A 13,228-nucleotide genomic window follows, 5' to 3' on the forward strand; every position below is an offset into this window, starting at 1 on the left:
TCAGTTCATTGTAGTGAGGAGAGCGGCCAGATGCGTTACGTAGTGGGGTACTCAGCCGATGCAAGAGGCCACGATGCGGTCAATCTGGCCGTCTCCCTGGCGCTGGGGCGCGGAGCCAGCCTGGACCTTGTGCTGGTGGTTCCCGAAGTGCAGCAGTTCGGGGCCGCCCACGCGCCTAAGGCCGGCTTCGAGCACGTGCTCAACGATCAGGCCCAGGAGTGGCTGGACCAGGCGCTGGCGCTGGTTCCGCCCGGCGTCCCGGCCAAGGCGCATGTCCGCAGCGGTGATTCGGACGCGCACGCGCTGATCGAGGCGGCCGAGGAGTTCGGGGCCGACATGCTCATCATCGGCGCAACCAGCAGCGGGATCTTCAAGCGGTTCTCGATCGGGTCGGTGGCCAGCGCCCTGCTCCACGCCTCGACCGTTCCGGTGGCCCTGGCGCCGCACGGCTACCACCGCCAGGAGGCCTTGACCCGGATCAGTTGCGGGCTCGGAAACCGGGCGGGCGCCGAGAAGCTGCTCGATTTCGCCCTCGGCATGGCTGCGAACCGTGAGGTTCCGCTGCGCGTGGTGTCTCTGTTGGCGCTCGACGGCGGCGATGAGGCCGCTGCTGCCGGTGCCGCCGACGCAGCCCGGGAGTACGCGGCGAAGCACCTTGCCGCGGCCCTGCCGGGCGGTGAACAGGAGGTCCGCGAGGAAGCGAAGGCGGAAGTCGTCGTCGCACAGGGCCGCAGCATCGAGGAAGCGGTGGACCGCCTCGACTGGGAGGACGGCGAGGTTCTGCTGATCGGATCGAGCCGGCTTGCCCAAGGCCGGTCCATCTTCCTCGGCAGCACGGCCAACCGCATTCTGCGTGCCCTGCCGGTGCCGATGATTGTGGTCCCGAGTGACTATGAACTCAAGCAACCCAACCATTCGGCGTCGAATGACGTCACCCGAGAGGCAGAAAAATGAGCGCCGACCACGCGATGTCCCATGCGTCGCAAACCGGACAGAACACCGAAGACCACCACGGACTGAGCGAGAAGGGCCTGAAGGCGGGATCGGTGGGGCTGATTGGCGCCGTCGTCATCGGCGTTTCCTGTATCGCCCCGGCGTATACCCTCACGGCGGCCCTGGGGCCCACCGTCGCCGAGGTCGGCGTGCACCTGCCGGCGGTCTTCCTGGTCGGTTTCATCCCCATGCTGCTGGTGGCGTTCGGCTACCGCGAGCTGAACAACGCCATGCCTGACGCCGGCACGTCCTTCACCTGGGCCTCGAGGGCCTTTGGCCCGTGGCTGGGGTGGATGGGAGGCTGGGGACTGATTGCGGCGACCATCATCGTGCTCTCGAACCTGGCCGCCGTCGCGGTGGACTTCTTCTACCTGATGCTGTCCCAGATCTTCGGCAATCCGGAGCTCGCCGACCTCACCAAGAACCTGCCGCTGAATATCGCCACCACGCTGGTGTTCATCACCCTCGCATGCTGGATCTCCTACCGCGGCATGGAAACCACCAAGACGGTCCAGTACGTGCTCGTGGGCTTCCAGCTGCTGGTGCTCGGCTGGTTCGCGGTGGCCGCGTTCAGCCACGTTGCCAACGGAACTGCCTTTGACGCGACCGCAATCGCCCCGGACTGGTTCAATCCCTTCGCGGTGGAGTCATTCTCCGCGTTTGCGGCCGGTGTTTCGCTGTCCATCTTCATTTACTGGGGATGGGACGTCACGCTGACCATGAATGAGGAGACCAAGAACCCGGAGAAGACCCCGGGGCGTGCCGCCACAGTCACCGTCCTGGTCATCGTGATCATCTACATGACCGTTGCCCTGGCTACGCTCTCCTTCGCCGGGATCGGCACAGAGGGGCTGGGCGCGGGAAACCCGGAGAACCAGGCCAGCATCTTCGCCGTCCTCGCCGGTCCGGTGATGGGCCCCTTCGCCATCCTGATGTCCCTGGCCATCCTGAGCAGTTCGGCGGCTTCGCTGCAGTCCACGTTCGTCTCGCCGGCGCGGACCCTGCTGTCCATGGGTCACTACAAGGCCCTGCCGCAGAAATTCGGACGGATCAGCCCCACGCACAAGTCGCCGAGCTACGCCACGATCGCGTCCGCCGCGGCTGCCGCCGCGTTCTACGTCATCACCCGCACGACGTCGGAGAACGCGCTCTGGGACACCATCACGGCGCTGGGCCTGATGATCTGCTTCTACTACGGCATCACGGCGCTGGCCTGCGTCTGGTTCTTCCGGGCCGAGGCGTTCAGCGGGGCGCAGGCGTTCTTCTTCAAGTTCCTCGCACCCCTCCTGGGCGGCGTCATCCTGCTGGTCATGTTCTTCAAGACCGCCTACGACTCCATGGATCCGGCGTACGGCTCGGGCTCCTCGATCGGCGGTCTGGGCCTGGTGTTCATCCTCGGCATGGGCGTGATCCTGCTGGGTGTGGTGCTCATGCTGATCATGGCCAAGGTCCGGCCCGAGTTCTTCAAGGGCGAGGTGCTGTCCCGCGGCAATTGAAACCCCGGCCCGTTCCGGGAAGGTCCCCGTCCGGCAGCCGCTGGAAAGTAAGTACGCTTACCAATAGGCTGTCCGGAGGGGGACCTTCCTCCGTTGGAACGAGAACGAGGTGAGAGCATGTCGGATGCCGAAAGCATCAGCAAGGTCACGGGCATCATCAACGATTCGCACATCGGAATGCTGACCACCATCAACGAAGCAGGTACGCTCGTGAGCCGGCCGCTGGCCGTCCAGGAGGTCAAGGACGACGGCGACATGTGGTTCTTCACGTCGTCCACCAGCTCGCAAGTGGCCCACATCCGCGCCAACCCGGCGGTGAACGTTTCCTTCGGCAAGCGCACCGAGTGGGTCTCGGTGGCCGGAACCGCCGAGGTGGTGACCGACCGTCAACTGATCCACGACATGTGGAACCAGGTAGTGGAGGCCTGGTTCCCGGACGGTCCCGACACCCCGGAGGTGGTCCTGCTGCACGTCGACTCGGACTCCGCCCAGTACTGGACCAGTCCGGGCGGAACAGCGGCCACCGTGCTGCAGTGGATCAAGTCCAAGGTCACCAACAGCCGGATGAGCGTCGGCGAAAGCGCAACGGTAGACCTGTAACCCGGTGAACCGGGCCGGTCGCAGTGAACCTGGTGGTCGCACTGGACCGGGTTGTCGGATGACCGGGCTGCCCTAATCGATGATCTTCAGGCCGGTGCCCCAGTTGAAGCTTGGATATGCCGGGTTGGCCTGCAGCGCCATGACCAGGAGCTGAAAGCCCTCGAGTTCACGGGCATGGCGCAATCCGCCGACCTGGAGGGGGCGCAGCCCGGCCGCCTCGACGAAGGCCGTGACCTCGTTGCGGGCCTGTTCGGAGTCCGAGGCGATGAAGACATCCAGCGGCAAGCCGCCGGTGGTCCCGGCACCGAGCGGGCCGGCGAAGGTGGTGTTGAACGCTTTCACCACCCGTGCGCCCGGCAGCAGCGCGGCGATTTCCTCGGCGGCCGACGTCTCCGCGCCGACGGTCAGGGAGTCAAAGGTTTCCGTGTTGATCGGGTTGCTGATCTCCACCACGGTCTTGCCGCTGAGGGTGTCGCCGAAATGCGTGGCAACTTCCTTGGCCGGGCCGAAGTAGAGTGCCAGGACGACGATGTCGCCCTCGGGGACCTCGCTCAGGCCGCCGGAGGTGGTGGTGCCGCCAAGTTCAGCAGCGAGCTTGGCGGCATTCTCCGGGGTCCGGTCCAGGATCTGGACGGAGCGGCCGGCGCCGACGGCCCGCGTGCCGATCGCCCGTGCCATGTTGCCGCTGCCGATGATCGTGATGTCAGTCATGACGTTTCCTTCCGGGGTGGCCGGGAACTGCCGGATCGGCAATTCCGGAAATCAGCTGTGCGCGTGGTCCGGACCGGGCAGCCCAGCGGGGCTGACCCCGGCCGCGCGCTCGGCCGCCGCCAGGGCCCGTTCGAGCTGGTCCACGGCCGGGGCGTAGGCGGCATCGGCGCCGGCGGGGTCCGTGCGGCCGCCGAGGGGCTCGGCGGCCCTGATGGCCCGGATCAGGGCGGCCGTTTCCGGCTGCCGGGGATCGCTCATCGCGGGGTAGTCAATCGCATACCGAGGATCGAGTTCGTAGCGTTGCCATCGGGCCAGGGCAGCCTTGTGCCGCGCGGCGGCGGCCTCGTTCACGAGCCGCGTCGTCCTGCCGGCCCGGCGGGATTCCTGCCGGCGGAGCACCCGGGGCGCCGCGGCAAAAGCAGCCAGGGCTGTCCCGGCGGCCAGCATCCCGAGTGCCAGCCCGGCCCACGGCCACGTGAAGGAGGCAACGACGACGGCGGGCACCACGACGGCGAGCCCGGCGAAAACGTCCCAAAACGCGCCGTCGGCACCGTCTGAGGCGCCGGCGTCGGCTGTCAGGTGCTTGCGGGCGAGGTAGGCCGCAATGGAGGCCGCCCCGGCAACCACAATGGCGAGGGCGAGGAATTGCCAGGCCGCGAGGGCACCGGATTGTGAGAGCGACGTCATTGCACACCTCCGGCGGAACCGTCCCGGGCGGGCGCTGTTCCGCTAGTTCCATTGGAATGCCTGGCGGCGGGGCCGTCAATGCCCTGTCGGCCGGGGCGATGCCGGCCACCAACACAGGCCGCCAAGGCCGTGCTCGGGGGCCGCGCCGCGGTTCCGTCACTGATCCCCGCGGCGTAGCCTTGGGGCCATGCGACTGAAAATGTGCAGTATCCATGTCAAGGATCCGGCCTCGGCCCATGAGTTCTATACCGGCATCCTGGGGTTCGAAACCCTGATGGCCATGCCGGAGCACAACCTCTTCATCGTCAAGGATCCGGACGGTGCCGGTGGCGCCGGACTGCTGCTGGAGCCCAGCGACAACCCGATCGGGGCGGCCTACATGAACGGCCTGCACGATGCCGGAATCCCGGCGATCGTCTTCGGCGTGCCGGACGTGCGCGCCGAATACGACCGGCTGGCAGCCAAGGGCGTGATGTTCCAGGGCGAGCCGTCCGAGGGCCCCGGCGGGACCAGCGTGGTGCTGGACGATGGCTGCGGGAACTTCGTCCAGCTGCATCAGGACTAGCCCCCCGTAGTCGTCTCCAGGGCACAGGTGCTAGCGGCGCAGCTTGTCCGTGTCCGGGTGCTCGTCGCCGATATGACCGGGTGCGTTGGCGGCCAGGACCCGCGCCACGAAGGAGGCATACTCCTCCATGTAGTGGCGCAGCAGCTTGGCGGTGGCTTCGTCTTTGACCTCGCCGTCCTCGCCGTAGACCTCCGGGACGAACCGGATGTACGCCTCCGGCGCGTTGAGCTGCGGCGCGTCGAGGAAGCTCAGCACGCTGCGGAACGAGGACTGCATCACGGCCGTGCCGATGCCGCCGGGGGACGCGCCGATGATGCCGGTGGGCTTGCGGGCGAACGAGTTGGTGCCCCAGGGCCGGGATCCCCAGTCGATGGCGTTCTTCAGCGCCCCGGGAATGGACCGGTTGTATTCGGGCGAGACGAACAGGATGCCGTCGGACGCGGCGACAGCATCCTTGAGGGCCTGGCCTTCGGGTGGAAAGGCGGCATCAAAGTCCGGGCTGTATAACGGCAGGTCCTTGATGGGAATTTCGGTGAATTCCAGTTCCGCAGGTGCAAGCCGGATCAGGGCCTTGGACAGGGTGCGGTTGATGGAATTGCTCGAAAGGCTCCCGACAAAATATCCGATCTTAAAGGCCATGGCCTAGTTCCTTCCCGATGCTCCGCCGGTGGCTCATGAGATGGAGATTGAAATGGGGATCGGGCCGGCGCCCCGACTCATCCCGCGAGCATAGTCCTGCGTCCGCGGGATGAAAATAGGGGCCGGATAAGGGACCGGAAGGAAGCGCCCGCCGCTATTCGGCCTTGGCGCGGGCCTTTTTGGCGTCCTTCTTGGCGGCCTCGTCCTTGACGCGCTGGGCCTCGGCGCGGACCGCGGCGTGGGTGGAACGCTCGGCGACCAGCCAAGCCGGGGGAGCCTGGAGCAGCGCGGTGATTTCCGCCGTCGTCAGCGCTTCCTCAACGCCGCCGCGGGCCAGGCCGCTGATGGAGACGTTGAGCTTCTGTGCCACCACGGGACGCGGGTGCGGGCCGTTGCGGCGCAGTTCCGCGAGCCACTCCGGCGGGTTGGCCTGGAGTTCGGCGAAATCGGCGCGGGTGATGACCGAATCCTGGAACTCCTGGGGTGTCGCCGGAAGGTAAATGCCAAGCTTCTTGGCAACGGTGGCCGGCTTCATGGACTGGGAGTTTGCAGAGGTCATGCTTCAAGGGTATCCGGCCGGAGGCTGACTGGGCACCGGCACTGAGCCCTGCACCAGCCCGGGCGGTACTGTGAACATGTGTCCGCTCCTGAAGAATCACCCCAGACCCCCGACGAAACCGCCGCCCCGGCCGAAACAGCCGGGCGCGAGCTGCGTTTCGCATACGTCGCCGGCGTGACGCCCGGAAAATGGATCCGGCGCTGGGAAGAGCGGATGCCGGATGTGCCGCTGCACTCGTTCATGTCCGACGACGGCGCGCAGCTCGCCGTGCTCCGCGACGGCTCCGCGGACCTGAGCTTCGTCCGGCTTCCGGTGGAGCGCGAGGGCCTCAGCGTCATCCCGCTCTATGAGGAACAGCCCGTGGTGGTGGCCCCCAAGGGGCATGAGGTCTCCCTGTTCGAGGAAGTGGACCTGGCAGACCTGTCCGCGGAGACGTTCCTGGACGTGCAGGAACTCGGCGGCCCCGCGATGGCCCTGCAAGTGGTGGCCTCCGGTGCCGGCCTGGTGATCCTGCCGATGTCCGTGGCCCGGCACTTCAACGTCAAGGATACCGTGGCCCGGAAGCTCACCGGTGCGCCCGGCACTGAGATCGCCGTGGCCTGGCCCAGCGACACCACGGACGAGGTGATCGAGGAATTCATCGGGATTGTCCGCGGGCGGACTGCGGCGAGCTCCCGGCAGCCCTCCGCCCAGCAGGAGAAACCCAAGCGGGAGCCCAAGCCGGACCGGCGGGGCCCTGCGGTCAAGAAACCCAAGGTGGCCCAGCGCTATGCACCGAACCCGGACAAGGGCCGCGGCAAGGGATCCCGGAAAAAGGGGAAACGCTAGGGCATACGCAAGGTGCCTTGGTGCAGCCGCCGCTACTTGGCGCAGGCGTCCTGAAGGGCCTTGACGGATTCGGCCGGAACCTGGTCGCCGGAGTCGGCGATGCGGCGCAGCGGCGTTGTGATCTCAACGGGTGCGCCCGCGGTTTCCGCGCCCGCGACAAGGCCGCCCAGCAGTTCCTTGTCCTTGGCGCTGACCAGGCCGTCCTTCACGAGGTCGCAGGCCTGCTTCTTCACTTCACTGCCGGCCGCCGCGGCAACCTGGGATGCCCCGTCGTTGACGGCCTTTTCGGCAGCGCCCTGCACCTGACCGCAGCCGCTCAATGCGATTAACGAGGCGGCAGCGGCAAGGATGGCGAGGCGTGGTTTCATTTATCCACCCTAACAAGCACGGCTGGTGCCGGTGCAGGGGAAACGGGCAGTGCCAGGCCATAGCCGTCCGGGCACCGGCGCGCATAGGCTCGGTGAGTGGACATCGTCGAGTTCCTGACCGCACGGATAAGAGAAGACGAAGCTGCCGCCCTGAAGCTGCTCGGGGACCCCACGCTGGCCGTATCCGGCGAGTGGTATGAACGCCGCCTGCTTCGCGAGTGCGAGGCCAAACGCCGGCTGATCGACATCATCGAATCCGCCCGCCAGTCCGTCCTCGCCGCACTGGTCAGCCAGGAATCCGCCGACGCCGGCTGGGTGCCGGACGTCATTGAGTGGACCACCCTGTCCCTGAACACCCTGGCGCTGCCGTACGCCGACCACCCCGAATTCCAGGCCCGCTGGAGAATCACCGGGTAGCGGTTTGCTCGGGAGTCGCCGCCCGTGGCCGACGTCGCCTGGGACAAACTTCCCGCAGCCGGACAACAGGCCCTGGCCGAGCGAGCAGCCCCGGCAGAACCCGGGGTGGGCATCCAACCCGTACGCCGCGCCGGCGTACCCGGGCTCGGCAGCCGGGCCGGTGCCGGTGCCGCTCTGGGCACCCCGCTACGGCGCCTCCCTGCCGGAGGCCGTGTCGAGGTCTTCAAGAAGTACGCAACGTTCTCAGGCCGGGCCAGCCGGAGCGAATATTGGTGGTGGGCGCTCGTCTCAGGCCTCGTCTCACTTGTCCTGAACGCCTGCACGCTTGTCGCCGGCTCCGCCGGCGCGACGCTGCGCCCCGACGGCACCAGCGTCCCGGGCCCAGGGTATGTGGTCGGGCTCATTCTGTCCGTCATCATTTCCCTCGCCATCATCGTCCCGTCCCTGGCATTGTCCGTCCGGCGACTCCACGACACGAACATGAGCGGCTGGATGTATCTTCTGATCCTGATCCCGCTCGTCGGCCCCATCGTGATCATCATCCTCATGGCGACGGGTTCCAAGCCGGAGGGCCAGCGGTTCGACCAGCCGAGCTGGAAGGCGCGCAGGTTAACGGGCCGCCGGGGAGGTACGCCCCGGCGGCCCGTTAACCTGACCGGGCGGGCTTGAGCGCGGCAGCGCCAAGGTGCCGACACATGTGGTGCCGGAAACCTGCAGGAAACCTCACCGGCCTACGCTGGTCACACTGCAGCATCTGCGGTCCGCCAGCCGGTTCGGTTCTTGAAGGGATTCCGTCATGCACCTTTTGCCCCGTGAGCAGGAAAAGCTCATGATCGTGGTCGCGGCGGACCTCGCCCGCCGCCGCCAGGCACGCGGGCTGAAACTGAACTTCCCCGAGGCCGTGGCCGTCATCAGCTACGAACTGATCGAGGGTGCCCGCGACGGCCGGACCGTGGCGGAGCTCATGAGCTACGGAACCACACTCCTCGGCCGCGACGACGTGATGGAGGGAGTGCCCGAAATGATCCACGACGTCCAGGTCGAGGCCACCTTCCCGGACGGCACCAAGCTCGTCACAGTCCACGATCCCATCCGCTAGAGGAGCAATCGATGATTCCGGGAGAATATGTGCTCAGCGCCGCGCCGCTGGTGATCAACGCCGGCCGGGAAGCGGTGGAAGTCGCGGTGACCAACACCGGCGACCGGCCCGTCCAGGTGGGCTCGCATTATCACTTTGCCGAGGCGAACTCCGCGCTGCAGTTTGACCGGACGGCCGCGTACGGCCGCCGGCTGGACATTCCGGCCGGCACCGCCGCCCGGTTCGAGCCGGGGGACAGCAGGACCGTGCGGCTGATCGGACTCGCGGGCCGCCGCGAAGTCTACGGGCTCAGCAACGCCGTCAACGGCCCGCTCCACGAGACCGAACCCCTTGCTTCCGAGCTTCATGTTTCCGAACTCAAAGTTTCCGAACGGAAAGGTGACGCCCAGTGAGTTTCGAGCTCCCCCGCAGGCAGTACGCTGACCTCTACGGCCCGACGACGGGCGACGCCATCCGCCTGGCGGACACCGATCTGTTCCTCGAGATCGAGAAAGACCTCACCGTTTACGGCGAGGAAGTGGTTTTCGGCGGCGGTAAGGTGATCCGCGACGGCATGGGCCAGAACGGCCAGGCGACCCGGGACGGGAACGACAGTACTGGTTCCGGCAGTGTTGGTTCCGGCGGTGTTCGTTCCGGCGGCGGAGTCCCGGACACCGTGATCACCAACGTGGTGGTGCTGGACTACACCGGCATCTACAAGGCCGACGTCGCGCTACGGGACGGGCACATCTTCCGGATCGGCAAGGCCGGCAACCCGCAGATCACCGACGGCGTGGACATCGTGATCGGAGCGAGCACCGAGATCATCGCGGGCGAGCGGAAGATCCTGACGGCCGGCGGGGTGGACTCGCACATCCACTTCATCTCCCCGGACCAGGTCCCCGCCGCCCTGTGCAGCGGCGTGACCACCATGGTGGGCGGCGGCACAGGCCCCGCCGAAGGCACCAAGGCCACCACGGTCACCCCCGGAAAATGGCACATCCAGCGCATGCTTCAGGCCGCCGAAGGGCTGCCCATCAACATCGGCCTGTTCGGCAAGGGGCACGCGTCCGCCCTCGAACCCCTGGCCGAGCAGATCCGCGCCGGCGCGATCGGGCTGAAAGTCCACGAGGACTGGGGTTCCACGACGTCCTCGATCGATACCTCGCTGCAGGTCGCGGACGAGTACGACGTCCAGGTGGCCATCCACACCGACACCCTCAACGAGTGCGGCTTCGTGGAGGACACCATCCGGGCCATCGACGGCCGCGTGATCCACACCTTCCACACCGAGGGCGCCGGCGGCGGCCACGCCCCGGACATCATCAAGATCGCCGGACTGCCCAACGTCCTGCCGGCGTCCACCAACCCCACGCTTCCGTACACGCGCAACACCATCGAAGAGCACCTGGACATGCTCATGGTGTGCCACCACCTGAATCCGGATATCCCGGAGGACGTGGCGTTCGCGGACTCCCGCATCCGGGCCGAGACCATCGCCGCGGAGGACGTCCTGCAGGACCTCGGCGTCTTCGCGATCACATCCTCGGACTCCCAGGCCATGGGCCGGGTGGGCGAGGTGGTCATCCGCACCTGGCAGGTCGCCGACAAGATGAAGAAGCAGCGCGGTGTTCTCAAGGACCCCGACGGCGGCGTGCACGGGGCCGCCTCCGGCCTGGGCGCGGAGAGCGACAACTTCCGGTTAAAGCGGTACGTGGCGAAATACACGATCAACCCGGCCATCGCGCAGGGCATGGCCGACTCGATTGGCTCGGTGGAGGTCGGCAAATTCGCCGACCTGGTGCTCTGGGATCCGGCGTTCTTCGGGGTCAAGCCGGAGCTGGTGCTCAAGGGCGGCCAGATTGCCTACGCCCTCATGGGGGACGCCAACGCCTCCATTCCCACGCCGCAGCCGCGCACCATGCGGCCGATGTTCGCGGCCTACGGCAAGGCTTTGCAGCAGTCCTCCATCACCTTCCTCTCCCAGGCCGCCATCGACGCCGGGGTCCCGGCGGAGCTCGGCCTGGAAAAGGTCATCCGGCCGGTCTCCGGCATCCGCAGCCTCACCAAGACGGACCTGAAGTACAACGGCGCCACCCCGGACATCGAGGTGGATCCGGAAACGTATCAGGTGACGGTCGACGGCGAGGACGTCACGTGCGAACCGTCAGACGTCCTGCCCATGGCGCAGCGCTACTTCCTTTTCTAGGCTTCAAGAGGAGACGACCATGATCATCGAAAAGGTCCTCGGCAACACCCACGACCTTCCGCCCGGGCCGGACCCGTACTTCGGGCTCCACCGGGAAAAGGTGGTCCTGCCCAGCGCCCAGCTGGTCAAACGCATCCAGCGCGTCACCACCGACCACGGGAAGGAACTCGGCATCCGCCTCCCCGCCGGGTCCGGGGACCTGCGCGACGGCGACATCCTGCACGTGGCCGGGACCAACATGATCGTGGTGTCGGTGCTGCCCACCGACGTCCTGGTGATCGCCCCGCGCTCGATCCACGAGATGGGGGTAGTGGCGCACTCCCTGGGCAACCGGCACCTGCAGGCCCAGTTCTTCGAAGCTTCCTCGGAGTACGGGGCCGAGGTCATGGTGTGTCAGTACGACCACACTGTGGAGGACTATCTCAAACACGTCGGAGCGCCCTACGACCGCCAGGAGCGCGTGATGCCCGTCCCCTTCCGCCATGCCGAACACTCGCACTAGCCTCTGCCGCAGCGGCTGGGGCGCCGTGGGCGCTGCGGCGGGTGATAGGGGTCGTGCCCGTCCCCAGCCGCTCCGAACTCTCGCAAGCTCGAGTCGGGGCCCTCGCGGCAGTGGGCCCCCCGCGGTGCCCGCCACGCAGCGACCCCTATCACCCGCCTCCGCAGATTCGACTGCTTGCCTTGCGTCGTGGGGCCCGTAATGACTTACCAGCTCGCATTGCAGCAGTTGACGGATTCCGCCTTGCCTACCGGGGCGTTTGCTCACTCTTTGGGGTTTGAGGGCTACATTGAGCGCGGGCTGGTGCACGATGAGGAGTCGTTTGGGGTGTGGCTGGCGGCGTTTGTGGGGCAGCAGCTGACTTATTCGGACGCCTTGGCCATCCGGTTCCTGTATGAGGGCGGTGCTATTGCCGAACTGGACGGGCTGTTGACCGCCCAGTTGCTGCCACGGCAGCTGCGCGAGGCCAGCATCAAGATGGGCGGCCGGCTGCTGGAGATCGGCTCCGAGATCTTTCCGTCCGCTGAACTGGCGGAGTACCGCGTGCTGGTGAGTACCGGCCGCGCCGCCGGCCACCAGCCGCTGGCGTTCGGCGTCGTCGCCCGGTCTCTGGGGGTTCCGCTGTCCGCAGCCATGGCCGCCTACCTGTTCGCAGCGGTCACCTCCTTGACGCAGAACGCCGTCCGGGCGATCCCGCTGGGCCAGAACGCCGGTCAGCGGATCCTGCGGAAGGCGGCCGACGACGTCGCTGCCGCGGCCGAGCGGGTCAGCGACCTCACGCCCGACGACTTCGGGGCCGTCAGCCCCGGGCTGGAAATTTCGCAGATGCGGCACGAACGCCAGCGCGCCCGCATGTTCATGAGCTGACCGAGCACCACGAGAAATATGTCTGGAGAAGAATATGTCTGAACCCATCAAGATCGGCATCGGCGGCCCGGTGGGTGCCGGCAAGACCCAGCTCGTGGAGCGGCTCACCCGCCACATGAGCCGGGAGATCTCCATGGCGGCCATCACCAATGACATCTACACGATCGAGGACGCCAAGATCCTCGCCGCCAACGGGATCCTGCCGATCGACCGGATCATCGGCGTCGAAACCGGCGGGTGCCCGCACACCGCCATCCGCGAAGACACGTCCATGAACACCGCCGCCATCGAGGAGCTGAAGAAACGGCACCCGGATCTGCAGGTGATCTTTGTGGAATCCGGCGGCGATAACCTCTCCGCCACGTTCAGCCCCGAGCTGGTGGACTTCTCCATCTACATCATCGACGTGGCCCAGGGCGAGAAAATCCCCCGCAAGGCCGGCCAGGGCATGATCAAGTCCGATCTCTTCATCATCAACAAGACCGACCTCGCACCCCACGTCGGCGCGGACCTCTCCGTCATGGAGCGGGACTCTAAGGAATTCCGGGGCGAAAAGCCGTTCTGCTTCACGAACCTCAAGACCGACGAAGGGCTGGAGCGCGTCATCGAATGGGTGCGGCGTGATGTCCTGATGCTCGACCTGGCGCCATGAGCACGACGGGGGCAGCACCTACGGCGGTCACCTCTTCGGGGACGGTCCCGTCGCCGGGCG

The 13,228-nt window shown here is 66.9% G+C and carries 18 protein-coding genes; 13 read left to right on the plus strand and 5 right to left on the minus strand.

Annotation, left to right across the window (positions count from 1 at the left end):
- Positions 1-30 precede the first annotated feature (30 nt).
- The 3 genes from LDO15_RS00180 (at position 31) to LDO15_RS00190 (ending at position 3,089) form a co-directional block, all read left to right on the plus strand.
- Positions 31-954 (plus strand): universal stress protein, encoded by a 924-nt coding sequence (locus LDO15_RS00180; RefSeq protein WP_223982621.1) that lies wholly within the window; start codon positions 31-33, stop codon positions 952-954.
- Between the two features lie 14 nt (positions 955-968).
- Positions 969-2,489 (plus strand): APC family permease, encoded by a 1,521-nt coding sequence (locus tag LDO15_RS00185; protein ID WP_223987643.1) that lies wholly within the window; start codon positions 969-971, stop codon positions 2,487-2,489.
- Positions 2,490-2,606: 117 nt separating this feature from the next.
- Positions 2,607-3,089, plus strand: coding sequence for a pyridoxamine 5'-phosphate oxidase family protein (locus LDO15_RS00190; protein WP_223982623.1), 483 nt, complete (start codon positions 2,607-2,609; stop codon positions 3,087-3,089).
- A gap of 72 nt (positions 3,090-3,161) precedes the next feature.
- On the opposite strand, the gene LDO15_RS00195 is transcribed toward LDO15_RS00190, so the two are convergent.
- Complete coding sequence (locus tag LDO15_RS00195; protein WP_223982625.1) at positions 3,162-3,800, minus strand: NAD(P)-binding domain-containing protein; 639 nt, start codon at positions 3,798-3,800, stop codon at positions 3,162-3,164.
- A gap of 51 nt (positions 3,801-3,851) precedes the next feature.
- On the minus strand, positions 3,852-4,487 hold the full coding sequence (locus tag LDO15_RS00200; RefSeq protein WP_223982627.1) for a hypothetical protein: 636 nt from the start codon (positions 4,485-4,487) through the stop codon (positions 3,852-3,854).
- Positions 4,488-4,674: 187 nt separating this feature from the next.
- Between LDO15_RS00200 and LDO15_RS00205 the strand changes: the two genes are divergently transcribed.
- Positions 4,675-5,052, plus strand: a complete 378-nt coding sequence (locus LDO15_RS00205; protein WP_223982629.1) for a VOC family protein — start codon at positions 4,675-4,677, stop codon at positions 5,050-5,052.
- A gap of 30 nt (positions 5,053-5,082) precedes the next feature.
- On the opposite strand, the gene LDO15_RS00210 is transcribed toward LDO15_RS00205, so the two are convergent.
- Both LDO15_RS00210 and LDO15_RS00215 read right to left on the minus strand, forming a co-directional pair.
- Complete coding sequence (locus tag LDO15_RS00210) at positions 5,083-5,691, minus strand: NADPH-dependent FMN reductase (RefSeq protein WP_223982631.1); 609 nt, start codon at positions 5,689-5,691, stop codon at positions 5,083-5,085.
- A 154-nt stretch (positions 5,692-5,845) separates the two neighbouring features.
- Positions 5,846-6,250, minus strand: coding sequence for a DUF5997 family protein (locus LDO15_RS00215; protein WP_043479868.1), 405 nt, complete (start codon positions 6,248-6,250; stop codon positions 5,846-5,848).
- 78 nt (positions 6,251-6,328) lie between these two features.
- Between LDO15_RS00215 and LDO15_RS00220 the strand changes: the two genes are divergently transcribed.
- Complete coding sequence (locus LDO15_RS00220; protein ID WP_223982633.1) at positions 6,329-7,078, plus strand: LysR family substrate-binding domain-containing protein; 750 nt, start codon at positions 6,329-6,331, stop codon at positions 7,076-7,078.
- A 32-nt stretch (positions 7,079-7,110) separates the two neighbouring features.
- Here LDO15_RS00220 and LDO15_RS00225 read toward each other — a convergent pair whose 3' ends face one another.
- Complete coding sequence (locus LDO15_RS00225; protein WP_223982636.1) at positions 7,111-7,446, minus strand: hypothetical protein; 336 nt, start codon at positions 7,444-7,446, stop codon at positions 7,111-7,113.
- A gap of 96 nt (positions 7,447-7,542) precedes the next feature.
- On the opposite strand from LDO15_RS00225, the gene LDO15_RS00230 reads away from it, so the two are divergent.
- The 8 genes from LDO15_RS00230 (at position 7,543) to ureG (ending at position 13,168) form a co-directional block, all read left to right on the plus strand.
- On the plus strand, positions 7,543-7,863 hold the full coding sequence (locus tag LDO15_RS00230; RefSeq protein WP_223982639.1) for a DUF6221 family protein: 321 nt from the start codon (positions 7,543-7,545) through the stop codon (positions 7,861-7,863).
- A 24-nt stretch (positions 7,864-7,887) separates the two neighbouring features.
- Positions 7,888-8,532, plus strand: a complete 645-nt coding sequence (locus tag LDO15_RS00235) for a DUF805 domain-containing protein (RefSeq protein ID WP_346655975.1) — start codon at positions 7,888-7,890, stop codon at positions 8,530-8,532.
- Between the two features lie 127 nt (positions 8,533-8,659).
- Positions 8,660-8,962, plus strand: coding sequence for an urease subunit gamma (locus LDO15_RS00240; protein ID WP_116766361.1), 303 nt, complete (start codon positions 8,660-8,662; stop codon positions 8,960-8,962).
- An 11-nt stretch (positions 8,963-8,973) separates the two neighbouring features.
- A complete protein-coding gene (locus LDO15_RS00245; RefSeq protein WP_223982642.1) occupies positions 8,974-9,354 on the plus strand; it encodes an urease subunit beta in 381 nt (126 codons plus the stop codon).
- Positions 9,351-11,150: an urease subunit alpha gene (ureC, locus tag LDO15_RS00250; RefSeq protein ID WP_223982645.1), complete on the plus strand. Its 1,800-nt coding sequence runs from the start codon at positions 9,351-9,353 to the stop codon at positions 11,148-11,150. Before LDO15_RS00245 ends, ureC begins: the two co-directional genes overlap by 4 nt.
- A 19-nt stretch (positions 11,151-11,169) precedes the next feature.
- Positions 11,170-11,652 carry an urease accessory protein UreE gene (gene ureE / locus LDO15_RS00255; protein WP_223982647.1) on the plus strand — a complete coding sequence of 161 codons (483 nt, stop codon included), beginning with the start codon at positions 11,170-11,172 and terminating at the stop codon, positions 11,650-11,652.
- Positions 11,653-11,850: 198 nt separating this feature from the next.
- The gene (locus LDO15_RS00260; RefSeq protein ID WP_223982650.1) at positions 11,851-12,516 is read left to right on the plus strand and encodes an urease accessory protein UreF; all 666 of its coding nucleotides are present in this window, start codon (positions 11,851-11,853) and stop codon (positions 12,514-12,516) included.
- Positions 12,517-12,550: 34 nt separating this feature from the next.
- On the plus strand, positions 12,551-13,168 hold the full coding sequence (ureG, locus tag LDO15_RS00265) for an urease accessory protein UreG (RefSeq protein ID WP_223982653.1): 618 nt from the start codon (positions 12,551-12,553) through the stop codon (positions 13,166-13,168).
- Positions 13,169-13,228: the final 60 nt, after the last annotated feature.

This window comes from Arthrobacter sp. NicSoilB8, assembly GCF_019977355.1.
GTDB lineage: Bacteria > Actinomycetota > Actinomycetes > Actinomycetales > Micrococcaceae > Arthrobacter.